Source organism: Stutzerimonas tianxiuensis (assembly GCF_053470365.1).
The window spans coordinates 1-21,836 of the sequence record NZ_JBPVWS010000014.1; the positions used below are offsets into that span (position 1 = coordinate 1).

Annotated in this window: 22 protein-coding genes; 8 read left to right on the forward strand and 14 right to left on the reverse strand. The window is 58.8% G+C overall.

Annotated features, from left to right (window positions below; all coding sequences use genetic code 11):
• Positions 1-162: 162 nt before the first annotated feature.
• The 10 genes from ACSSNI_RS16935 to ACSSNI_RS16980 all read right to left on the reverse strand — a co-directional run bounded on the left by ACSSNI_RS16935 (position 163) and on the right by ACSSNI_RS16980 (position 10,771).
• Entirely contained in the window at positions 163-342 is a 180-nt protein-coding gene (locus tag ACSSNI_RS16935) for a PA3496 family putative envelope integrity protein (protein ID WP_148926660.1), read from the reverse strand.
• Positions 343-451: 109 nt separating this feature from the next.
• Positions 452-1,090, reverse strand: a complete 639-nt coding sequence (nth, locus tag ACSSNI_RS16940; RefSeq protein WP_148926659.1) for an endonuclease III — start codon at positions 1,088-1,090, stop codon at positions 452-454.
• Positions 1,091-1,110: 20 nt separating this feature from the next.
• Positions 1,111-1,824, reverse strand: coding sequence for an electron transport complex subunit E (locus tag ACSSNI_RS16945; RefSeq protein WP_159968836.1), 714 nt, complete (start codon positions 1,822-1,824; stop codon positions 1,111-1,113).
• On the reverse strand, positions 1,821-2,591 hold the full coding sequence (rsxG, locus tag ACSSNI_RS16950) for an electron transport complex subunit RsxG (RefSeq protein ID WP_200638704.1): 771 nt from the start codon (positions 2,589-2,591) through the stop codon (positions 1,821-1,823). The genes ACSSNI_RS16945 and rsxG overlap by 4 nt, the downstream gene beginning before the upstream one ends.
• A gap of 1 nt (position 2,592) precedes the next feature.
• Positions 2,593-3,621: an electron transport complex subunit RsxD gene (gene rsxD / locus ACSSNI_RS16955; protein WP_200638705.1), complete on the reverse strand. Its 1,029-nt coding sequence runs from the start codon at positions 3,619-3,621 to the stop codon at positions 2,593-2,595.
• A gap of 90 nt (positions 3,622-3,711) precedes the next feature.
• Positions 3,712-6,570, reverse strand: coding sequence for an electron transport complex subunit RsxC (gene rsxC, locus ACSSNI_RS16960; protein ID WP_200638715.1), 2,859 nt, complete (start codon positions 6,568-6,570; stop codon positions 3,712-3,714).
• Positions 6,567-7,142, reverse strand: a complete 576-nt coding sequence (rsxB, locus tag ACSSNI_RS16965; RefSeq protein ID WP_102835729.1) for an electron transport complex subunit RsxB — start codon at positions 7,140-7,142, stop codon at positions 6,567-6,569. Before rsxB ends, rsxC begins: the two co-directional genes overlap by 4 nt.
• Positions 7,139-7,723, reverse strand: a complete 585-nt coding sequence (rsxA, locus tag ACSSNI_RS16970; RefSeq protein WP_019342223.1) for an electron transport complex subunit RsxA — start codon at positions 7,721-7,723, stop codon at positions 7,139-7,141. Before rsxA ends, rsxB begins: the two co-directional genes overlap by 4 nt.
• A 790-nt stretch (positions 7,724-8,513) precedes the next feature.
• Positions 8,514-9,335: an enoyl-CoA hydratase gene (locus ACSSNI_RS16975; protein ID WP_102835989.1), complete on the reverse strand. Its 822-nt coding sequence runs from the start codon at positions 9,333-9,335 to the stop codon at positions 8,514-8,516.
• A gap of 191 nt (positions 9,336-9,526) precedes the next feature.
• A complete protein-coding gene (locus ACSSNI_RS16980; protein WP_200638717.1) occupies positions 9,527-10,771 on the reverse strand; it encodes an ABC transporter substrate-binding protein in 1,245 nt (414 codons plus the stop codon).
• A gap of 224 nt (positions 10,772-10,995) precedes the next feature.
• Between ACSSNI_RS16980 and ung the strand changes: the two genes are divergently transcribed.
• Positions 10,996-11,691, forward strand: coding sequence for a uracil-DNA glycosylase (ung, locus tag ACSSNI_RS16985; RefSeq protein ID WP_200638719.1), 696 nt, complete (start codon positions 10,996-10,998; stop codon positions 11,689-11,691).
• A gap of 30 nt (positions 11,692-11,721) precedes the next feature.
• Here the strand turns inward: ung and ACSSNI_RS16990 are convergent, their stop codons facing one another.
• The 3 genes from ACSSNI_RS16990 to ygfZ form a co-directional block, all read right to left on the reverse strand.
• A complete protein-coding gene (locus ACSSNI_RS16990; RefSeq protein ID WP_200638721.1) occupies positions 11,722-12,240 on the reverse strand; it encodes a DUF4142 domain-containing protein in 519 nt (172 codons plus the stop codon).
• 215 nt (positions 12,241-12,455) lie between these two features.
• Positions 12,456-13,292: an HDOD domain-containing protein gene (locus ACSSNI_RS16995; RefSeq protein WP_102835734.1), complete on the reverse strand. Its 837-nt coding sequence runs from the start codon at positions 13,290-13,292 to the stop codon at positions 12,456-12,458.
• A 46-nt stretch (positions 13,293-13,338) separates the two neighbouring features.
• Positions 13,339-14,286, reverse strand: coding sequence for a CAF17-like 4Fe-4S cluster assembly/insertion protein YgfZ (gene ygfZ, locus ACSSNI_RS17000; RefSeq protein ID WP_448259704.1), 948 nt, complete (start codon positions 14,284-14,286; stop codon positions 13,339-13,341).
• Between the two features lie 153 nt (positions 14,287-14,439).
• Here ygfZ and ACSSNI_RS17005 point away from each other — a divergent pair, with 153 nt between their 5' ends.
• Positions 14,440-14,691 (forward strand): FAD assembly factor SdhE, encoded by a 252-nt coding sequence (locus tag ACSSNI_RS17005; protein WP_102835736.1) that lies wholly within the window; start codon positions 14,440-14,442, stop codon positions 14,689-14,691.
• Complete coding sequence (locus tag ACSSNI_RS17010; RefSeq protein WP_448259706.1) at positions 14,678-15,133, forward strand: protein YgfX; 456 nt, start codon at positions 14,678-14,680, stop codon at positions 15,131-15,133. The genes ACSSNI_RS17005 and ACSSNI_RS17010 overlap by 14 nt, the downstream gene beginning before the upstream one ends.
• Here ACSSNI_RS17010 and nadB read toward each other — a convergent pair.
• Complete coding sequence (gene nadB, locus ACSSNI_RS17015; RefSeq protein ID WP_448259707.1) at positions 15,102-16,715, reverse strand: L-aspartate oxidase; 1,614 nt, start codon at positions 16,713-16,715, stop codon at positions 15,102-15,104. The two genes, ACSSNI_RS17010 and nadB, sit on opposite strands and share 32 nt — an antisense overlap.
• A 354-nt stretch (positions 16,716-17,069) precedes the next feature.
• On the opposite strand from nadB, the gene rpoE reads away from it, so the two are divergent.
• The 5 genes from rpoE to lepA all read left to right on the forward strand — a co-directional run bounded on the left by rpoE (position 17,070) and on the right by lepA (position 21,836).
• Positions 17,070-17,651, forward strand: coding sequence for an RNA polymerase sigma factor RpoE/AlgU (gene rpoE, locus ACSSNI_RS17020; RefSeq protein WP_019342233.1), 582 nt, complete (start codon positions 17,070-17,072; stop codon positions 17,649-17,651).
• A 31-nt stretch (positions 17,652-17,682) separates the two neighbouring features.
• Entirely contained in the window at positions 17,683-18,282 is a 600-nt protein-coding gene (locus ACSSNI_RS17025; protein WP_448259709.1) for a sigma-E factor negative regulatory protein, read from the forward strand.
• An 8-nt stretch (positions 18,283-18,290) separates the two neighbouring features.
• Positions 18,291-19,238 carry a MucB/RseB C-terminal domain-containing protein gene (locus ACSSNI_RS17030; protein ID WP_448259710.1) on the forward strand — a complete coding sequence of 316 codons (948 nt, stop codon included), beginning with the start codon at positions 18,291-18,293 and terminating at the stop codon, positions 19,236-19,238.
• Positions 19,235-19,684 carry a SoxR reducing system RseC family protein gene (locus tag ACSSNI_RS17035; protein ID WP_448259712.1) on the forward strand — a complete coding sequence of 150 codons (450 nt, stop codon included), beginning with the start codon at positions 19,235-19,237 and terminating at the stop codon, positions 19,682-19,684. The genes ACSSNI_RS17030 and ACSSNI_RS17035 overlap by 4 nt, the downstream gene beginning before the upstream one ends.
• A 352-nt stretch (positions 19,685-20,036) precedes the next feature.
• Positions 20,037-21,836, forward strand: coding sequence for a translation elongation factor 4 (gene lepA, locus ACSSNI_RS17040; protein ID WP_102835742.1), 1,800 nt, complete (start codon positions 20,037-20,039; stop codon positions 21,834-21,836).

The following is a 21,836-nucleotide window of genomic DNA, read 5'->3' on the forward strand; positions in this document are numbered from 1 at the left end:
GGACATGTGTGAAATAACCTAAGTATCTGATCTTGCGAGCAAATTTGATGTCCATAGAGGTGGGAACTTTGGGGTGCCTATGGCTACAAGGTCGAGCTGCTGTCGCCCTCGCGACGCGACTGATTTGGTGCAAAAAAGCCCCTGTGACGGGGCTTTTTCAGCTCAGAGGTCGAAGTCGAACTCGTTGAGTTGCTTCTGCAAACGACGCTCTTCGAGCAGGTTGTCGATGATCCGGCGCTTGGTCAGGTTGGTCTTGGCGACTTCGACCGGGGTCTCTGCGCCATCGTCTTCGTCATCTGCGGCGAAGTCATCTTCAATCTGGATCTCTTCTTTCTCGGACACTTGTGTCACTCCACGGCTAAGGCGCGCTGTTGGCGCACCTTATAGCGACAAAAGTGAAGGCCGTAAAAAAGATTTTTTCAATCAGGCGATAGGTTTTCTGTTTGGCGGCTCAATCGTCAGAGGTCTTGTGCTTGTATTCGCAGAGATCCTCGATACGGCAACTGCCGCATTGCGGCCTGCGCGCCTTGCAGACGTAGCGCCCGTGCAGGATCAGCCAGTGATGGGCGTCTAGGAGATAATCCTTCGGCACGAATTTGACCAGTTTGCGCTCGACCTCGAGCACGTTCTTGCCGGGCGCAATTCTGGTGCGGTTGGCGACACGGAAGATGTGGGTATCGACTGCCATGGTGAATTGGCGAAACGCCGTGTTCAGCACCACATTGGCCGTTTTGCGGCCAACGCCCGGTAGCGCCTCGAGGGCCTCACGGTTATCAGGCACCTGGCTGTCGTGTTGTTCGATCAGGATGCGGCAGGTCTCAAGAACGTTCTTGGCTTTGCTTGGATAAAGCCCGATGGTCTTGATGTAGCTGCACAGGCCGTCATAGCCGAGCGCATAGATGGCCTCGGGGGTGTTGGCGACAGGGTAAAGTTTGGCCGTTGCCTTGTTGACGCCCACGTCGGTGGCCTGGGCCGAGAGGATCACGGCAATCAACAGCTCGAACGGAGTGCTGTAGGCCAGTTCGGTCTTCGGCTCCGGGTTGTCTTCATGAAACCGGCGGAAGATCTCCAGGCGTTTGGCCGCGTTCATTTACCGCGCTCCATCCAGCATCATTCGATCACTCCGGTGACACGAACGCGACGGCTCTGCACTGGCGTCTCTGCCTGCGTCGCCTTGGCGCGCTCGGCGAGGTGCTCGTCGATACGATTCTTCAGGGCAATCAGCAGGCCGAGCACGATAAAGGCGCCTGGTGGCAGGATGGCCAACAGGAAGCCCTTGTAGTCGCTGAACAGCGTCAGCTGCCAGTCGCTGGCAATCGGGCCGAACAACAGATGCATGTTGGCGAACACCGCACCGGTGCCAACCAGTTCGCGCACGCCACCCAGCACCACGAGGACCAGGGCGAACCCGAGCCCCATGAGCAAGCCGTCAAAGCCCGCAATTAGCGGATTATGCTTGGCAGCAAAACCGTCGGCACGGCCGAGGATGACGCAGTTGGTGGTGATCAACGGGATGAAAATGCCGAGTATCTGGTACAGCTCATAGGTATAGGCCTGCATGAGCAGCTCGATACAGGTTGTCAGCGCCGCGATGATCATCACGAACGCGGGCAGGCGCACCGCAGTATTGACGACGCCCCGTACCAGCGACACGCCAACGTTCGAGCAGATCAGCACCAGGGCTGTGGCGAGCCCGAGCCCGAGCGCGTTGACCGCCGAGTTGCTCACGCCGAGTAGTGGGCACAGGCCGAGTAGCTGGACCAGTGCCGGATTGTTTTTCCACAGGCCGTTGACGCTCAGTTCGCGATAGCTTGGATTGCTCATTGGGTTCGGCCTTCCTGCTCGGCTTGCGGATCGTTGGTCTGCAATGTGTCGCGGGTCGCAGCGGCGCCGGCCCGCGAGTGGGTAGTGACCTCGTCCGGGTCAACCTCATCTTCCAGCGCAGCTTCGGCTGCTATCGGCGCCCTGTCGGCAGCGAGCAGCTCCTGCTTGTGGGCTGCAAAGTATTGCAGGGCCCGATGCACGGCGCCCACTACGGCCCGCGGCGTAATGGTGGCTCCGGCAAACTGGTCGAACTCGCCACGATCCTTCTTGACGGCCCAGCCTGACGCGTCTGGATCGCTCAGTGAGCGGTTTTCAAAGCTGCGTATCCAGGGGCTCTTGGCCAGTTCGATCTTGTCGCCCAAGCCGGGCGTTTCACGGTGAGCGACCACGCGAACGCCGGCGACTCGCCCGTCTGCCTGCACGCCTACCAGCAGCTGGATCGCACCGCTGTATCCGTCGGGTGCAATGGCTTGCAGGATCACCGCGCTTGGCTGGCCGTTCTTCATCGCGACATAGGCCGGCATGGGCTGGCGAGTGCCAAGCAGCGGATCTTGCACCAGAACGCTGCTGTCGAGCAGCTGATTGTCATAGCTGTCTCTAGGGAGGATCTCGTTGAGGGCCCGTAATTGTGCTGCACGCTCCGAGGCTTGAATTCGTTCTGCCGTGAACTGCTGGAGCAGGGTCACGCCGCCGACGGTGAAAATCGCAAACAGGCCGAGCACCAGGCTGTTCTTGAGCATCGAGCGACTGAGTTCAGGGATGATCATGTCATTCGCCCAGCTTGAAGCCGCGCTCGGCCTTGCGATGGCCGTAGGTGCGCGGACGGGTGTAATAGTCGATGGTGGGAGCTGACAGGTTCATCAGCAGCACGGCGAACGCCACGGCATCCGGATAGCCGCCCCAGGCGCGAATGACATAGACGAGAATGCCCACGCCTGCACCGAAAATAAGTCGGCCCTGATTGCTGGTGGCGCTGCTAACCGGATCCGTGACGATGAAGAAGGCGCCGAGCATGGTGGCGCCGCTGAGCAGGTGGAACAGCGGTGAACCATGGCTATCAGAGCCTGAACCGTTCCAGAACAACAAGCTCATGACGACCAACGCGGCAAGCATGCCAACCGGCGCGTGCCAGCTGAACAGGCGCTTGTGCAGGAGGAACAGGCCGCCGGCCAGAAACGCGAGGTTGACGACCTCCGAGCCGATCCCGCCGAAGTGACCGAAAGCTGGGTTGGCCCAAAGCTCGTCCACGGTCAGGCTCTTGTTGACCTTCAGAACATCGAGCGCGGTGGCCTGTGTCCATCCATCGGGCAGCGAGACGATGCCAAGGATGTGCTGCAGTCCGGCACTCAAGCCGACCGTGTGGGGCACAGGCCAGGTGGTCATTTCCACCGGAAACGAAACGAGCACCACCACGTAGCCAATCATGGCGGGATTGAAGGGGTTCTGACCCAGTCCACCATAGAGCTGCTTGCCGAGCGCGATGGCGCTGCCCGTGGCGATCAATGTCAGCCACCAGGGCGAGTAGGGTGGCAGCGCCAGTGCTAGCAGGACCGCCGTAACCAATGCGCTGCCGTCGCGCAGGAAGAATTGCACTGGGCGTTGCCTTAGTCTCAGGATCAGCGCCTCACATCCCAGGGCTACAGCGCTGGCCCAGAGCAGGTTGATCAGGGTGCCGGCGCCATACAGCCACGTCAGGGCGATTACGCCGGGCAAGGTTGCCGCCAGCACCAGCAACATGACTCGCTGGGTGCGGTTGTTTCCTTTGGTGTGCGGTGAGGTGATGCGGGGCAGGGCCATTGGCTCTCCGGTGAATACTTGAAAGGAAGGGCGATCACCTGTCGATCACCACACTCCCTGTAGCAGCGCCGACGGCGCTGCTCCTGACGATTAGGTATGTTCCTGAAGTTTGCGCTCGGCATCGCTCAGACGTGCCTGGGCGCGTTCGATGGCCGCTGGGTCGCCGTTGTCGTCGCGCTGGAGCTTGCGCAGATCGGCGCGTGCAAACGCAACTTCGGTCTTGAGTGTCCGGGTCTGCTTATCTATGGGCTGCTTGTCGGTGCGCACCAGGTCTGGTGCCGGCTTGCCGGATCCAGCCTCAGCGTCATGAAGCGCCTGCTCGGCACTCGCCAGAGCATCGCCCAGCTTGCTCAGCTGCGCCTCTTCGGCACCGGCCTTTTCGGCTTTCTTGAGTTCTGCTCGTTTCATCGCCAACTCGATCTTGGCTTTCTTGAGCGCCTCTTCGCCAGGTGTCTTGGCTGCAGGCTTGGTTTCTTTTGGCGGCTCGAGCGCGGTTTCAGCCTCGGCCAGTTGTGACCGCAAGCGGCTCAATTCTGCCTCCTGCTCAGCGTCTCTTGTTTCGAGCTTCTCCAGCTTGCGGACCTGAGCACGTAGCATCGCCGCTTCGATCTTGGCTTTCTTTGCCGCGTCGTCATTGGCGGGTTTGGCTGGCGTCGCAGAGGTGGTGTCCTGCACTGACGCTAGTGTTTTCTCCGCTTCGGTCAGTTGAGCCAGAAGGCGGCTCAGCTCGGCGTCCTGGTCGGCATCGCGGGCGTCGAGCTTCTCCAGCTTGCGAACCTGAGCGCGCAGCATCGCCGCTTCGATCTTGGCTTTCTTTGCCGCGTCGTCATTGGCGGGTTTGGCTGGCGTCGCAGGGGGAGTGTCCTGCAGTGCAGCCAGTTTTTTCTCCGCTTCGGTCAGCTCGGCCTGAAGGCGGCTCAGCTCGGCATCCTGGTCGGCATCGCGGGTATCGAGCTTCTCTAGCTTGCGGACCTGAGCGCGCAGCATCGCGGCTTCGATCTTAGCTTTCTTTGCCGCGTCGTCATTGGCGGGTTTGGCTGGCGTCGCAGGGGTGGTGTCCTGCACAGAAGCTAGTGTTTTCTCCGCTTCGGTCAGCTGGGCCAGGAGGCGGCTCAGCTCGGCGTCCTGGTCGGCATCGCGGGCGTCGAGCTTCTCCAGCTTGCGGACTTGGGCACGCAGCATCGCGGCTTCGATCTTGGCTTTTTTGGCAGCCTCATCGTTGACCGGCGGTGCCGCGAGGGAAGCATCATCAGGGCCAGCGGCTTCGTCCAGTGCCTTCTGCGCATTGGCAGCAGCGGTACGCAGCTCGGTAACCTGAGCTTCTAGTTCAGGCGTCGCATGGATGGCCAGCTGCTTTTCCGCTTTTTTCAGCGCGACCTGCGCCATGCTGGCTTCGATCTTGAGCTTCTTCTGCTGCTCGGACAGGCCCGCCTTTTGCGCCTGGACGCGGGCGACCGGATCGTCCTGATTCGGTACTGAACTGGTCTCGGCTTGAGCCGCCTTGGCTTTTGCCGCGCGCTCGGCGCGGGCTTTACGGTCGGCCTCTTTCTGCTCTTCGGCACGGCGCAAGCGCTCCTGGCGCAGCTCGAAGCGCTGCTTGGAGTGTTCGGCTTTCTGCTGTTTCTGCTCCAGTTCGCGGATTTCGCCCTTGGCAGCGCGGTAGTACTGCACCAGCGGAATACTCGACGGGCAGACGTAGGCACAAGCGCCGCACTCGATGCAGTCGAACAGGTTGTAGGCCTTGAGCTGCTCGTGCTCCTGGCCCAGCGCGAAGAAGTGTAATTGTTGCGGTAGCAGGCTTGCCGGGCACGCTTCTGCACACTCGCCGCAGCGAATGCATGGCAGTGCTGGTGGTGGCGGAGGCAGTTCCGAAAGTGTGCTGGCGAGCAGGCAGTTGGTGGTCTTGATCAGCGGCACGTCCATTGACGGCAGGGTATAGCCCATCATCGGTCCGCCCATGATCAACCGATTGACCCGGGCGGGGTCGAGACCGGCGAATTCCAGCAGATCAGCCACTGGCGTACCGATCAACGCCTCGACATTCATGGGGCGCGCCAAGGCTTCGCCGGTCAGTGTCGTAACACGGGAGATAAGCGGTTTACCCAGCAGTACGGCGTCATGGATGGCGACGCATGTACCGACGTTCTGGCACAGCATGCCGATGTCGGCCGGCAGGCCGCCGCTGGGGACCTCTTCGCCGGTCAGAATCTGTATCAGCTGCTTTTCGCCACCCGAGGGGTACTTGGTAGGAAACACCTTGACCAGGAATCCTCGGTCGCCCACGGCGGTGCGGACGGCTTCGATCGCCTCCGGTTTGTTGTCCTCAATTCCGATCAGCACCTGCTTCGGCTGGATCAGGTGAACAAGTATCTCAATCCCCGCGACAAGCTCGTTTGCCTTCTCGCGCATCAACCTATCGTCGGCCGTGATATAGGGCTCGCATTCGGTGCCGTTGATGATCAGTGCACGAATTTCCCGGGTGGGCGGCCCGTTCAGCTTGACGGCCGTTGGGAAGCCGGCGCCACCGAGTCCGCTTATGCCTGCCTGACGGATCTGTTCCAGCAGCTGGTCAGGCTGCGCTGCTCGGTAATCCGGTTGCGGCTGCAGTTCGATCCATTCGTCCTGGCCATCGCTGTCGATCACGACCGCCGCGCTGAGCATCCCTGACACGTGAGGGTAGGGCTGGGGGCCGATGAAACTGACCGTTCCGGACGTCGGTGCATGAACCGGCGCACTGACAAAGCCAGCGGCCTCGGCGATCTTCTGCCCCTTGAGCACACGCTCCCCCAGCGTAACGCAGGGCTCAGCGGGCGCACCGAGATGTTGGACCAGCGGAACCACCAGACGAGCGGGAAGGGGTGGCCGCTGAATCGGCGTGCGGTTGGAAAGCTCCTTGCACTCCGGAGGGTGTATGCCGCCATGAATATCCCAGACGTTCAGTGAGGTCATGCGGCCTGCTCCCGGTCACTGGCGATCAACTGGCCTGGCGTCAGCGGTTGGTCCCACTTCCAGCTCTGCAGATTGCTGCCGAGTTCAATCATGTCGATACAGTCCACCGGGCACGGCTCGACGCAAAGGTCGCAACCGGTGCACTCGGACACGATGACGGTGTGCATCTGCTTGGCGGCGCCGACAATGGCGTCCACCGGGCAGGCCTGAATGCACTTGGTGCAGCCGATGCATTCAGCTTCGCGGATATAGGCGACCCGCGGAGGCACTTCGCCTTCCACCGCGTCCAGCGGCTCAGGCTCGACATCGAGCAGGTCGGCCAGTGCCTGGATCGTTGACTCGCCCCCTGGGGGGCATTTGTTGATCTTGTCGCCGCCGGCGATCGCCTCGGCGTAGGGCTTGCAGCCGGGGTAGCCGCACTGACCGCATTGGGTCTGCGGCAGCAACGCATTGATCTGTTCGGCAATCGGGTCGCCTTCGACGCGGAAGCGCACCGCGGCGAAGCCGAGAATGGCTCCACAAACCAGGCACAGCGCGAGAAGCGCAAGCACCGCTATCACGACCAGACTCATAGCTTGATCAACCCACTGAAGCCCATGAACGCCAGCGACATGAGGCCTGCCGTGACCATGCCGATGGCCGCGCCCTGGAAGGATCTGGGCACATCGGCAATCGCGATGCGTTCACGCATGGCCGCAAACAACACCAATACCAGCGAAAAACCCAGGCCAGCGGCAAAGCCGTTTGCGGTAGCGGTCAGAAAGGTGAACTCGGATTTGTTGGCGTTTAGGAGCGCGACGCCCAGCACGATGCAGTTGGTCGTGATCAACGGCAAAAAAATGCCCAGCACGCGGTACAGCAGGGGACTGGTCTTATTCACCACCATCTCGGTGAACTGCACCACCACGGCAATCACCAGAATGAAACTGATGGTGCGAAGAAATTCCAGATCCAGCGGCTTGAGGACATACTGCTGAACGATGTAGCTGCACATCGCCGCCAGGGTCAGAACAAAGGTTGTGGCCAGCGACAGGCCAATGGCGGTTTCGATTTTCTTCGAAACACCCATGAACGGGCACAGACCGAGGAACTGCACCAGGACGAAATTATTGACCAGGATGGCGCTAACCATGATCAGGGCGAGTTCGGTCATCGCGGGTTCCTGTGGCGCTCTGCATGAGCCGAGGCTAAAAGGCCGCTATTATCGGGAAGCGGCAGCAGCCGTACAAGGCCGGGAGGTGATGTGGCCCCAAGGCAACTGCGGTCTGATGACACATATGGACATGCACCACCTGTCCGGTTGAAAGCCAGCCGACCATTTGCTGTGGTCTGATCAAGTGAGGCCGTAACTCTCAGGTGGAGCGGTTCTTGGAGGTGCATAGTGAAGATACCAATGGCGCTTTTGCTGCTGGCATTCGGGTTTGGGAACCATGCGTTTGCCGACTCCCGGGGTGGTGTGTGGGTCTACCAACCTGATGGCGGCAGCTATCGTGTAGGAAGCCGCGGATATCAGTACGATCCGCGCAGCCCATATCCGCAACACAGACAGTATCCACAGAACCTTCCGCCTCGCTATCAGGGGCAGCTCCCTCCGCAGTATTACGATCGCCACCGAGGGGCTGATCGGCACAGCTGGGACCATAGGAGAGGGACAGAAGGTCGTCATCCGCAGCGGTGGAAGGATGAGCGTAGCTCCAGGTTCGATCACCCTTCGCGCTGGGATCGTGATCATTCGAGAGATTTTCGCCGCCCACCGTTAGTGCGCGATGGTCGCGACTACCGTATGCATCACCGGCGCGATTTCGACGGTCGCCACTATCGCCGCTGAGGCACGTGGGGTTAACCGCCCCCGCTGTAGATAAGAATCGCGGACGCGCCACTATTGTTGTCTGCCGCGTTGCGTTTGGCGTAGATCCTTTGCTGCGTATGTATTCGGATTTTACTTAGCGGTTTCTCCAGCGAGGATCGCGCTTTTCCAAGAACGCATTGACTCCTTCCAGAGTGTCGTCGGCTTCGAACAGGTCGACGAATGCCTCACGCTCTGCCGCTGCAAGACTGGCCGGGCCGCGGCTGTGCATCGAATCAATCAGTGTTTTGATTGTGCGTACGGCCACCGGGCTCTGACGCGCCACGCGGGAGGCCAGCAACAGTGCGTGGCCTCGAGCTTCACCCGGCTCCACAACCTGTTCGACCAGGCCGATACGCATAGCCGTGTCCGCATTGATCCGTTCGCCGCAGAGAATCATCCGCTTCGCCCAGCCTTCGCCTACAAGCCATGCAAGTGCCTGGGTGCCGCCAGCGCAGGGCAGTAAGCCGACCGAGGCTTCAGGTAGGCCTAGCTGAGCCTGTTGCTCAACGATGCGCAGGTCACATGCCAGAGCGCACTCCAGACCTCCCCCAAGCGCGAAACCGTTTATGGCCGCTATGGATACCCCGCGAAACTCTCGAAGGGCTTCGAAGGCCTCACCGAAGCGCTTCGCCATTTCACGTGCACGGGTGCGGTCGCCATCGGCGAAGAGCTTGAGGTCGGCGCCCGCGCTGAAGAATTTTTCACCCTGGCCGGTGATTACCAGCGCATAGACCTCATCGTCATGGTTCAGGTGTTCGACGACTTGCTTAAGGCCAATCAGCGAGTCACGGTCCCAGGTGTTGGCAGGGGGGTGGTTGATGGTGATCAGCGCGGTGTGCCCATGCTTTTCGACGGTCAGTTTGTGGGTCAAATCGAAAAAACCGGACTTATACGGCTCTACTGCAGTGGTGCTCATGGTGTTGGTCATCCTCGTCAGGATCGAATACCTTCAACCGAGTCTAGTTGCAATCTTTTCGATCTGGCGAGGCGCTGTGGCGCGGGCGGGCGCATAGGGGGAGTTGTTGCAGGAGCGGCGCAAGGCGAGATAGGTACGTGCGATGGGCCTTGGAGCGGCCTGGTATCCCAGAGCCGCTCCTTTGCGTCCGTTTACTGGAGGGCGAGCGTCTGTCCGCCAGCGCGGCGCTCGGTCTGCCATTCGGCAAGCGATGGGGCTGCCTGGTCGCCGGTGAGGCGATGGACGATTTCGAAATAGTCCTGTTTGAAACGATCCTTGAGCACTTCCTCGCGCGGCTTGACCTTCACCGCGTACACCGTCTGCACGTTCTGGTGATCGAAGCTGCGCCATTCTTGTTCGCCCTTGAGTAGGCTGTAACGGTGGCCCTCCAGTGCGGCAATGATCCGTTCGCTATCGAGGCTACGGGCCCGAGTAGCCGCGTCGGCCCATTGATAGACGATGCTGTAGGCCGAGGCGGCCGAGCTGGACGGGTGGGTCTGATAGCGTTCATCGTAGTTCTGCACGAACTGCTTGCCCGCCACGGAGCCTTCCAGTTCTGGTACGCGCCAGGTCCAGGGTTCGGTGCCCAATACGCCGCGCATGATGTCCGGGCCGGCTGTTTCGACCATGCTCAGCGTCAGGTTGGGTACTGCGACCTGCATCCGCTTGTTCAGGCCGAGTTCGTCGGCGATCCGCATGGCGCGCACCAGGTCCTCGCCAAACAGGACCAGTACCAGGACTTCGGCATCGCTGCTGGCGACTTGGGTCAGGGCTTCACGGTAGTCGGAGAGGCGGGCACCGGGAAACGCCGTCTTGATGCCCGGGTGCTGATTACTGTTCTGGGTGCCTGTGGCCAGGCGTAGCGAGCTTTCGCTGGTGTGCCCCCAGGTGTAATCCGAGGTGATGTAGAAGTAGCGTTTGTTCGGCAGATGCTTGTTCAGGTATTGGCCCAGCACCTGCGCGCTCATCCAGGCGTTGTTGCATTCGCGGAACATGTAGCGGTGGGCGTCTTTGCCTGTTGTGTCGTTTGAATAGGTCAGGGTGCCGAAATAGAGTAAACCCCTTTCCTTGGCACGCTTGCCTGCGGCGATGGCCACGGCGCTGGACGCGCCACCGAACAGCATGACCGCACCCTCGTCGGCCAGTTTGTCCACGTTGGCGACGGCTTTCTCGGGTCTGGATGCGGAGTTACGGCTGGATAGCTGGAGCGGTCTGCCTAGAACGCCGCCTCTGGCGTTGATTTCATCGACTGCCAGCAACGCCCCACGCATCTGCGATAGTCCTTCTTCTTTATAGCTACCGGTGCGAGGGTAATTGAGGCCGAGGGTGATCGGATCGGCAGCTTCAACTGCCAGACAGAACCCCAGCCCGAGGGCGAGGAGCGTAGTCCGTTTCATTGCTGATTCCTTGTTGTATTTTTTATTGGCGAGAGGCTTTTTTACTGCGCGCTGCGGCCCTTCGTCACGCACTCATTGGTCGTATGGGGGCAGTCTTTCGCTTGGCTGTGAGGTAGCCGACATTTTCTGAGAGTTATTGGCGGTAAGGACATGCTCAGACTCGCGCATTGACTCCGCCAGATCCTTTCCCTAGGGTTCGGCGCCTCAGCAGCCAGGGCAACGCCATGAATCAAGATGACCGCGTCAAACTTGAAGAAAGCTGGAAAGCAGCGCTGAAGGAAGAATTCGAGCAGCCGTACATGAAACAGCTGGGCGAGTTTCTGCGTCGCGAGAAGGCGGCCGGGAAAGTCATCTATCCACCGGGGCCTCTGATATTCAACGCCTTGAATTCGACTCCGTTGGAGCAGGTTCGCGTCGTGATTCTGGGGCAGGATCCCTATCACGGGGCCGGTCAGGCGCACGGGCTGTGTTTTTCGGTGCAGCCTGGTGTGGCGCCGCCGCCGTCATTGCAAAACATCTTCAAAGAGCTCAAGCGCGACCTGAATCTGGACGTACCCAGCCACGGCTATCTTCAGTACTGGGCGGATCAAGGCGTGCTGATGCTCAATACTTCTCTGACTGTGGAGCAGGGGATGGCCGGATCGCACGCCAAGATGGGCTGGCAGGGTCTGACTGATCGGATCATCGAGGTGATAAGCGAAAAGCGCTCGGACGTGGTGTTTCTATTGTGGGGTGCCCATGCCCAAAGCAAAGCGAAGCTAATTGATCCGACCCGGCACCTGTTACTGAAGTCCGTTCATCCCTCACCACTTTCAGCGCACCGGGGATTCATCGGTAACGGTCATTTCAGTCGCACCAATCAATTTCTAAAACAGCGGGACCTTGAGCCTATCGACTGGAAGTTGCCAGAGTCAGTCTGAGCGGCGCCGAAGCGCCGCTGACCGGATCGGTTATTGCTGTTCGCCGTGCTTCGAGGCCAGCTCTTGAGCCTTGTTTAGATGCTGCTCTAGGGTCTTGAGCGTCGACTCAGCGTACTTCTTGAGCTCAGCGTTCTCACCATTTTTGGCGTACTCACGAAATAGCTCGATGGTTTGCTCATGGGCTACGACCTGATTGTTCGCATAGGCCTCATCGAAATTCTCGCCTTCTCGCAGTTCAAGAATCATCGCCTTTGCCTGGTCCATCAACGTAGCGTCGTCGGACATTTCGAGATCATCATGCTGGCGAGCTAGCTCAGCGAGTTTCTGGTTTGCCTTGGTGTGGTCGTCGATCATTTTCTGGGCAAACGTTTTGATGTCTTGGGACTTGCTTTCGCTCATGGCCAATTTGGCGGCTTCGATTTCGGCGATGCCTTTTGCCGATGCTTCGTCTACGAAATTTTCACCTTCTGCGGCGAGTGCGAAGTTCGCAGAAACACTGAACAGCAATGCTGCGGTCCCGGAAAAGAAAAAGTTGGTCGTGCGGTTCATCTTAAAGTCTCCTTCAACCTGACAAGCTCGTAGCGCCGGGGCATGTGCCTAGGGCGCGGGCAAGATGCGGCAAGAACGCCGTCTATCAAGTGACTTGAGGCTGCGGTAGCGGTTCCTCACAGCAGGCGAACGGTAGGCTGGTCGACGGGATTAAGATGGAGGTGACAGCAGAAGTGACGGTATACGCGGGCGCTGAATGGCACCCGCACGGCTATTTACTGGAGCATGCTCATCGCGGCGTCCATCGCGGCGGAGAGATCTTCGTCTTCCTGTAACAATGTGCTCGGGTCGAGGCCGAGCTGGGCGAATGCGGGGATCTGATTCCAGTCGAGTTGGGTATAGGGGTGCGAGGTGCCGATATAGCTCTGCAATGTCGCCACCTGGACGATATCTACATAGTCCACCTTCACTGAGGCTCGGGAAAAATCCAGGTACTGGCCGGGGACCGTGGCTATTGGGTCGGGAAACTCCCAGGCGCGAAGGATCTTTTCCCCGATAATCGGATGGATCCGATCAATGACGTGGTTGAGGCTGATCGAATCGCTGAGCAGCGCGCTGTGCTCTTCTGCGTAGGTGAGAATCGGCAGGACTCCGATCTGATGAACCAGGCCCGCGAGCGTCGCTTGGTCGGCCGGCAGGCGGGTGTAGTTGCGGCAAAGCACATGACTGATAGCGGCAATCTCGGTGCTCTTGTTCCAGACCTCACGCATCTTGCGATCCACCACGTCGGTAGTCGCTTGGAACATCTGTTCCATGGCCAAGCCGGTCGCCAGGTTTGACGTGTAGTTGATGCCCAGGCGGCTGATCGCCATCTGTAGGTCGTTAATCTCCCTGTTGGTACGCAGCAGCGGGCTGTTTACCACTTTGATGATGCGAGCAGTAAGGGCGGTATCATTGCCGATCACCTTGGCCAGCGTCGGAATACTAACGTCCGGATCCTCTGCGGCTTCTCGCACCCGCAGCGCGACTTCCGGAAGCGTCGGCAGGACCAGTTCGTCATTTTCGATAGCCTGTGTAAGCGCCTGCTGGACCTTGTCGGCAAGAGTGCTCATGTCTTTCCTTACTTTATAATTCGGTGTGGAATGTGGCTGGCAACGGTTAGCGCTGGATCTCACGGTCCGCGTCTAGCGTGTAGGGCAACTGCAGCACGGTCAGCGGGAGGCCGTCAGGGGACCCTAGGAAAAGTCGACCATCAGCCGCCGCATCTTCCTGCAGCACGGCCAACAGTTCTAGCGAGCCCTCGGCGTTTGCTGCCATGACGACTTCGCCAACGCTTGAGCCATGCACCGGGGAGTAGATCTCAAGCCCAGCGGCCGGCACCGGTGCATCGATGTTCTGAACCGCAAGGCGATGCAGCCGGCGCTTCAATTTACCCAGATACTGCATCCGCGCGACAATTTCCTGGCCGGTGTAACAGCCCTTTTTGAAGCTGACGCCGCCCAGCGCCTGCAGGTTGATCATCTGTGGGATAAACAGCTCACGGGTCGCGGCTACCACCTGGCCGATACCGGCGCGAATCTGTGCCAGCAGCCAGCGATCAGTTGACGCCTCGGGGAGCTGGGCCGCCAGCCGAAGCTGGGTGGTCTCGGCGTCCTTTGAGCGGGTCCAGAGCTCGGCGCGGCCATCGCTAAGGCGCACGGCGATCAATCCGTGCGCGGCGGCCACGGCGTCGGCCGTCTGGGGAAGATCTAGGCCAAGGCTGACAAGAGCACCGTCACCTTCGCTGAGTCCGAATCGAACCCATTCTGCACTCTCATCATGCAGTTTGGATTTTGAGAACGCGGCGAACTTGGTCAGCTCGGCGAGTTGTGGCTGGACCAATTCGAGATCCATCGCCAGCAGATAGCCGTCTCCATCTGGGAGGATGCGGAAACTGGACTGCATCCGACCTTTGGGTGTGCAGCGCGCACCGAGACTCGAATGCTGTTCATTAAGGTAATTGAGGTTGCAGGTCAGTTGTCCCTGCAGAAACTTGCTCGCATCCGCGCCGCGTACGGCCAGGACGCCTTCGTGCGACAAAACGCAAAAGAAAGCAGTGTCAGTCATGACGAGTCGCCGTGGAGAAATCCGGACCGGCATCATAGCAGGCCATCGGTGAAATACAGTGTGCGCCAACTGCCACTCCGGGCCCTGTTAATGCGTGTGCCGCCTGAACGCTGCAGTCGGTATAATGCCGTGCTTCAACTCAGGAGCTTTTGCATGGTCGAACAATCCGAACTCAATCGCCTGTTCTGGCAGAGCCGTCGCGGCATGCTCGAGCTGGATGTGCTGCTGGTGCCTTTCGTCAAGGAGGTCTATCCGCAGCTCGACGAAGAGGATCAGCGCCGTTACCGCAAACTGCTGAGCTGTGAGGACCAGGACATGTTTGGCTGGTTCATGGAGCGCGCCGTGCCCGACGACGAAGATCTACGCTACATGGTTCGAATGATTCTTGACCGTGTCCAGCCATAGTAGCCAGGCATTCGAATGTCGGTGGCATGCATCTGGCACGCTGTTGGCGCTGTATCTGCTGATGGTGATGCTGGCCGTAATCACACTCTTGTCATTGCCGGTGCCATCCTGGCTAAGTGTGCTCGGGTTGTTGCTGTGCGCGCTGCACGCAGCCTGGGTTATACCGTCGCACGTCTTGCTCTGTCGTGGTTGTTCATGGCTTGGTCTGCGCCATGATCAGCACGGCTGGTCGCTAAGGAGTCGGGAGGGCGGTTGGCAGCCGGTGCAATTGTTACCTGACAGCATTGCGCTACCGCTGGTTGTGGTGCTGCGATTCAAATTGCCGGGCGATTGGTTCTCTCAAGGGCTCTGCATCCCACGCGGGGCTATGACGCCCGAGCAGCACCGACGCTTGCGGCTCAGACTGAAGTTCAGTCGTCGTAGGTGGGCGGCACCAGAATAGTGTCTGTCGCTTCGGGTAGCTGTTCAGGGTAGTCCAGCGTGAAATGCAAGCCTCGACTTTCCTTGCGTTGCATAGCCGACCCGATCATCAACTCGGCAACAGTTGCTAGGTTCCGCAGCTCGATGAGGTCCCGACTGACTTTGTAATTACTGTAGAACTCATCGATTTCCCCAAGCAGCAAGCGAACCCGGTGTTGTGCGCGCATCAGTCGCTTGGTGGTGCGAACGATGCCAACGTAGTCCCACATGAACCGTCGCAGCTCGTCCCAGTTGTGCGCAATGATGACGTCTTCGTCTGAGTCCGTAACCTGAGTTGCATCCCACGTCGGCAGGACGTTGGGCGAGGCGACGCCTGGTAGTTCGCGCAGCATGTCCTGGGCAGCAGAGCGCGCGTAGACGAAACACTCGAGCAGCGAATTGCTGGCCATGCGATTGGCGCCGTGCAGGCCGGTGAAGCTGGTTTCGCCGATTGCATAGAGCCCAGGTATGTCGGTTCTGCCGGCTTGGTCAACCAGCACGCCGCCGCAGGTATAGTGAGCCGCAGGCACTACGGGAATTGGCTCGCAGGTAATGTCGATGCCGAACTCCAGACAACGCTCATATACGGTCGGAAAGTGCGCTTTGATGAATTCCGAAGGCTTGTCGCTGATGTCCAGGAAGACGCAATCGATGCCGAGGCGCTTCATTTCATGATCGATCGCGCGGGCCACGATGTCACGTGGCGCCAATTCCGCGCGCGGGTCGAAACGTGGCATGAAGCGTTCGCCGTTGGGCAATTTCAGTACGGCACCCTCACCGCGTAATGCCTCGGTAATGAGAAAGCTTTTGGCTTTTGGATGATAAAGGCAAGTTGGATGAAACTGATTGAACTCCAGGTTGCCCACTCTGCATCCTGCGCGCCACGCCATCGCGATGCCGTCGCCGCATGCCCCGTCGGGGTTGCTCGTATATAGGTATACCTTCGCCGCGCCACCCGTTGCCAGTACGGTGAACTTCGCGTGAAAGGTATCCACTTCGTCGGTGTTTCGGTTCAGCACGTACGCGCCAAGGCACCGCCTGCCGCTCAATCCCAACTTGCGTTCAGTGATCAGGTCAACGGCGACGCGCTGATGCAGCAGATCAATGTTTTCCCGATTATGAGCGCGGGCAAGCAAGGTGTTGAATATGGCCGCGCCGGTCGCATCGGCGGCATGAATGATGCGTCTGTGACTGTGTCCGCCCTCCCGGGTCAGGTGATATTCGAAGCCGTCTTCTTCGCGTTCGGCGTCGTCGCGGGTGAAGGGGACGCCTTGTTCGATCAGCCACTGGATGGCTTCGCGGCTGTGTTCGACGGTAAAGCGTACCGCTTCTTCCTTGCACAGTCCGCCGCCCGCAACGAGGGTGTCGGCGACATGCGATTCGATTGTGTCGGTGTTGTCCAGTACTGCGGCCACACCGCCCTGAGCCCAATACGTCGAGCCGTTGGCCAGCTCGCCCTTACTCAGCACCGCGACCCGAAGCGAGGGTGGAAGGTTGAGCGCCAGGGTCAGACCGGCTGCGCCGCTGCCTATGACTAGAACGTCGTATTGATAATGTCGGCTCATTTCGAATCTCACGTTGAGGCGAGCGCTAGTATATAGGCGCGTCCCCCGGCAAAATAGCGGGCCTTGTTGGACTTGGCTGGATGCTTTGGAACTTTTCTTGCAGGCTCGTCTCTATAGACAGTTGTGGATGCTGACCGGCTGGCCATCGTTCGGTGGGCGGCGGTTTTTTGCTGTGGATATTAGAGGGGTGTCGTCGAAACGGTTCGTTTTGGCGCGTCGCTCGTCAATGCCGTCAGGTGTGTTGCAGGAATGCTTGCTTGGAGGGGGAGAACTTTTGTGTAAAGCCCGGGTCTATTCTGGCAGGTCAGCTCGTAGGCGAGCGCAGCACCCCTTCCGGGTCATGGAGGAGTGTTTATGCTAACCCAGGAGCAGGACCAGCAACTGGTCGAACGAGTGCAGCGGGGAGATAAACGGGCTTTCGATTTATTGGTATTGAAATACCAACACAAGATTCTAGGGTTGATCGTGCGCTTTGTGCATGATTCTCACGAAGCCCAGGATGTTGCGCAGGAAGCCTTTATTAAAGCCTATCGCGCGCTTGCGAATTTCCGCGGGGACAGTGCTTTTTATACATGGCTGTACCGCATTGCCATCAATACGGCAAAGAATCATCTGGTTGCTCGAGGAAGGCGGCCGCCTGACAGCGATGTCAGTTCCGAGGATGCCGAGTTCTATGAAGGCGATCACGCCCTCAAAGATATCGAGTCGCCGGAACGAGCGCTTCTCAGGGATGAAATTGAAGACACAGTTCATAGAACTATCCAGCAACTTCCAGAAGATTTACGTACCGCTCTAACACTGCGTGAATTTGATGGTCTTAGTTATGAAGACATTGCAAACGTCATGCAGTGTCCGGTGGGTACGGTCCGCTCACGGATATTCCGGGCGCGGGAAGCCATCGATAAAGCATTGCAACCCTTGTTGCATGAATCCTGAGACAGCGGCGATAGCCAAGAGAGGAACCGCCATGAGTCGTGAAGCCCTGCATGAATCGCTGTCCGCGGTGATGGATAACGAAGCGGACGAGTTGGAATTACGTCGAGTGCTCTCCGCAGAGGGCGACAATGAAATGCGGTCGACCTGGTCGCGCTACCAGATCGCGCGTGCCGCAATGCATAAGGAGCTGATCGAGCCTCGTCTGGATATTGCCTCGGCAGTGTCGGCGGCGTTGGCTGATGAGCCTGCAATCACCGCCGTTAAGCCACAGCGCTTCGCTTGGCGTAATGTTGGTCGTCTCGCTGTAGCGGCATCGGTTACAGTCGCTGTGTTGGCAGGTGTGCGCCTGTACAATCAGAGTGAAGTAGCCGGGCCTCAGATTGCTCAGCAACCTGCGCAACCGAGCATTGCAGTCCCGCAAGCTACTCAAGGTCCGGCTGTACTAGCTGGATATAGCGAAGGTACGGTTACTTCCGGTGCCCAGGTGTCGGGTGCGGACGCGCCGGCTGAAAGCTGGCATGAAAAGAGATTGCCGGCTTACGTGCGTCAGCATGCCCAGCAGGCCGCTTTCGGTAGCGGTTCGGAAAGTGCTCTGCCCTATGCTCGTGCTGCCAGCATGGAAGATCGTTAAGGAACAACATGCGTGTAATGCCGCTGTTTGTGGTGCTCGGAGGCTGGCTATCAATGCCGGCCTTTGCTGCTGAGGCCGATGTGCTGATGCAGCGACTTGCTGATGCTGAGAAAAAACAAAGCTATCAAGGCACTTTCGTCTATGAGCGCAATGGAAGTTTTTCCAGTCACTCTGTTTGGCAGCTGGTAAAAGAACAACAGCTGCATGAGCGACTTTTGCAGCTTGATGGTCCGGCTGCAGAGGTAGTGATGCTCAACGGGAAGATTCAGTGTGCATCTGAAGACATGGCGTCCCAAGTGCGGGAGGTTACGCCATGGCGCCAGCAGCAACTGGAGCCGGAGCTGCTCTCCAAGTGGTACAACTTTCAAGTTATCGGCGAATCCCGAGTTGCAGGGCGACCCACGGTCGCGCTAGCGGTTCGTCCCCGGGATCAGCATCGCTATGGCTTCGAGCTGCATCTCGATCGTGAAACCTCCCTGCCGCTTAAATCGTTGTTGCTTGACGAAAGTGGACAGCTGCTCGAGCGTTTTCAGTTCACGCATTTTGCACCAGGCTCAGTGGCTGCCGCAGAGGTAAAAGGTGGAGCTGATTGCAAATCGGTCTCGGTTCCGGCAGGGCAAGCGGAGCCGGCATCAACCCAATGGCGCTCTGATTGGCTGCCTGATGGGTTTCAGCTAATCGACTCAAGCGTGCGTCCAAGCCCCGCTTCAAAAGAGTCGGTGACTTGGCTGGCTTACGGTGATGGCATTGCTCGTGTATCGGTATTTATCGAGCCATTGGGCGGCGCTGTGGTCGAGGATGCGCGTAGTCAGATGGGGCCGATTGTGGCCGTATCGAAGCGTATATCCACGGCTGGCGGCGATGTCATGGTCACTGTCATTGGGGAAATTCCTCTAGGTACTGCGGAGCGAATCGCATTGTCCATGCGCTCTGGAGTTGATCAGACGCCGCAATGATCGAGGAGTCAGGTCGTGTAGTCGCGTTGGCGCCCGGTGCTGTTTGGGTTGAGACTGAGCGCCATAGCACCTGTTCAGGTTGCTCTGCGAGGAGTGGCTGCGGCCAGGGGCTGGGTGAAAAACTTGGTATTCGCGAGCGCCGGGGTTTAATACTGGCGGTTTCTGACCTTCGGCTCAGTGTAGGGGACACCGTTGTGGTCGGTATCCGCGAAAGCGTGTTGCTACGTGGCGCAGTGCTTGTCTACCTTTTTCCGCTGATCATGCTCTTCATCGCTGCACTCGTCGCTTCTGAGCTTTCGGCTGCCGAGCCATACGTGATGCTCGCCGGGCTTGGTGGGTTTCTGGTGGCCTGGCTCCTCGTGCGCAAGCGCAGTCAGCAAACAGCAATGGATCCAGCGTTACAACCGGTCGTTCTACGCGCCTCAATGGCTACTGCGGCGGTGTAATCAGGCTTTGTGGCTGCAGGTATGTCAAGGCCAGCCTGGCCAGTCATCCACTTCTATCTCCTCGTCCTTTGCGTCAACCATCTTCGGCAAATCGCTCAGGTTTAATTCGCGTGTTGCTCAGCGGCAGTGAAATTTCCATCGTATATGGCGTCGGACCGCATGCCCGCAGTGATGATAAGCGCTAGTTCGAGCGCTTTTCGCGCCTATTGGTGGCTACGGTGTGCAGTTGGTGTCCAGGAGGCCTGGTGTTGCAAGTGGCTGGGAGCGGCGTGGCACTGATTAGACCTATCAGGTACACTTTGCGGCTATTTTCGGCGGGCAATCGGCCCGCGACGTATTAGAGTGTTGAGCTGTGAGCGACCTGAGTCATATCCGCAATTTTTCCATCATCGCGCACATCGATCATGGCAAGTCGACCCTGGCTGACCGTTTCATTCAGATGTGTGGCGGTTTGACCGAGCGTGAAATGAACGCTCAGGTGCTTGATTCGATGGATCTCGAGCGCGAACGAGGCATCACCATCAAGGCGCACAGCGTCACGCTGTACTACAAAGCGAAGGATGGCAAAACTTATCAGCTGAACTTTATCGACACTCCAGGTCACGTGGACTTCACCTACGAGGTCAGTCGCTCGCTGGCCGCCTGCGAGGGTGCGTTGCTGGTGGTCGATGCGGGGCAGGGCGTAGAAGCGCAATCGGTAGCCAACTGTTACACGGCAATTGAGCAGGGCTTGGAAGTCATGCCAGTGCTGAACAAGATGGACCTGCCTCAGGCCGACCCAGATAAGGTCAAGGATGAAATCGAACATATCATCGGCATCGATGCGACCGACGCAGTGGCTTGCAGCGCCAAGAGCGGCATGGGCGTAGACGATGTGCTTGAGCGTCTGGTTGCGGTCATTCCTCCTCCAACCGGCGAAATCGATGCGCCGCTGCAGGCTCTGATCATCGACTCCTGGTTCGACAACTATCTCGGTGTTGTCTCGCTGGTCCGCGTTCGCCATGGTCGGATCAAAAAAGGCGACAAGGTCCTGGTCAAGTCCACCGGCAAGGTGCACCAGGTCGATAGCGTCGGAGTATTCAATCCGAAACATACCAGTACGGCCGACCTCAAGGCCGGCGAAGTAGGCTTTATCATCGCCGGCATCAAAGATATCCATGGTGCCCCCGTTGGTGACACCCTGACGCTGTCCAATACGCCTGATGTCGAGATGCTGCCTGGTTTCAAACGGGTCAAGCCGCAGGTTTATGCGGGCCTGTTTCCCGTAAGCTCGGACGACTTCGAAGACTTCCGTGAAGCGCTGCAAAAGCTAACGCTGAACGATGCCGCGCTGCAGTACGAGCCCGAGAGTTCGGACGCCCTTGGGTTCGGCTTCCGTATCGGCTTCCTCGGCATGCTGCACATGGAAATCATCCAGGAGCGCCTCGAGCGTGAGTACGATCTGGACCTGATCACTACGGCACCGACCGTGGTCTATGAGCTGTTGTTGAAGAGCGGCGAGACTATCTATGTCGATAGCCCATCCAAGCTGCCCGATCTGTCTTCCATTGAAGACATGCGTGAACCTATCGTCCGGGCCAACATTCTTGTACCTCAAGAACATCTGGGCAGCGTTATTACGCTTTGCGTCGAAAAGCGTGGCATTCAGCGCGACCTGCAGTTTCTCGGAACGCAGGTCCAGGTTCGCTATGACCTGCCTATGAGCGAAGTGGTACTCGACTTCTTCGATCGCCTCAAATCAGTCAGTCGGGGGTACGCTTCGCTGGATTACAGCTTCGAATGCTTCCAGTCAGCCAATCTCACCCGTCTCGATATCCTGATCAATGGTGACAAGGTCGACGCGCTAGCGCTGATCGTGCATCGGGACAATGCGCATTACAAAGGCCGAATCCTCGTCGAGAAGATGAAGGAACTGATTCCCAGACAGATGTTCGACGTGGCCATCCAGGCTGCGCTGGGCGGTCAAATCGTCGCGCGAAGCACAGTCAAAGCCTTACGCAAGAACGTTCTGGCGAAGTGCTACGGCGGCGACGTGAGCCGTAAACGCAAGCTTCTTGAGAAGCAGAAGGCCGGTAAAAAGCGGATGAAGCAGGTAGGCAACGTGGAGATTCCGCAAGAAGCCTTCCTCGCAGTGCTCAAGGTAGATAGCTGA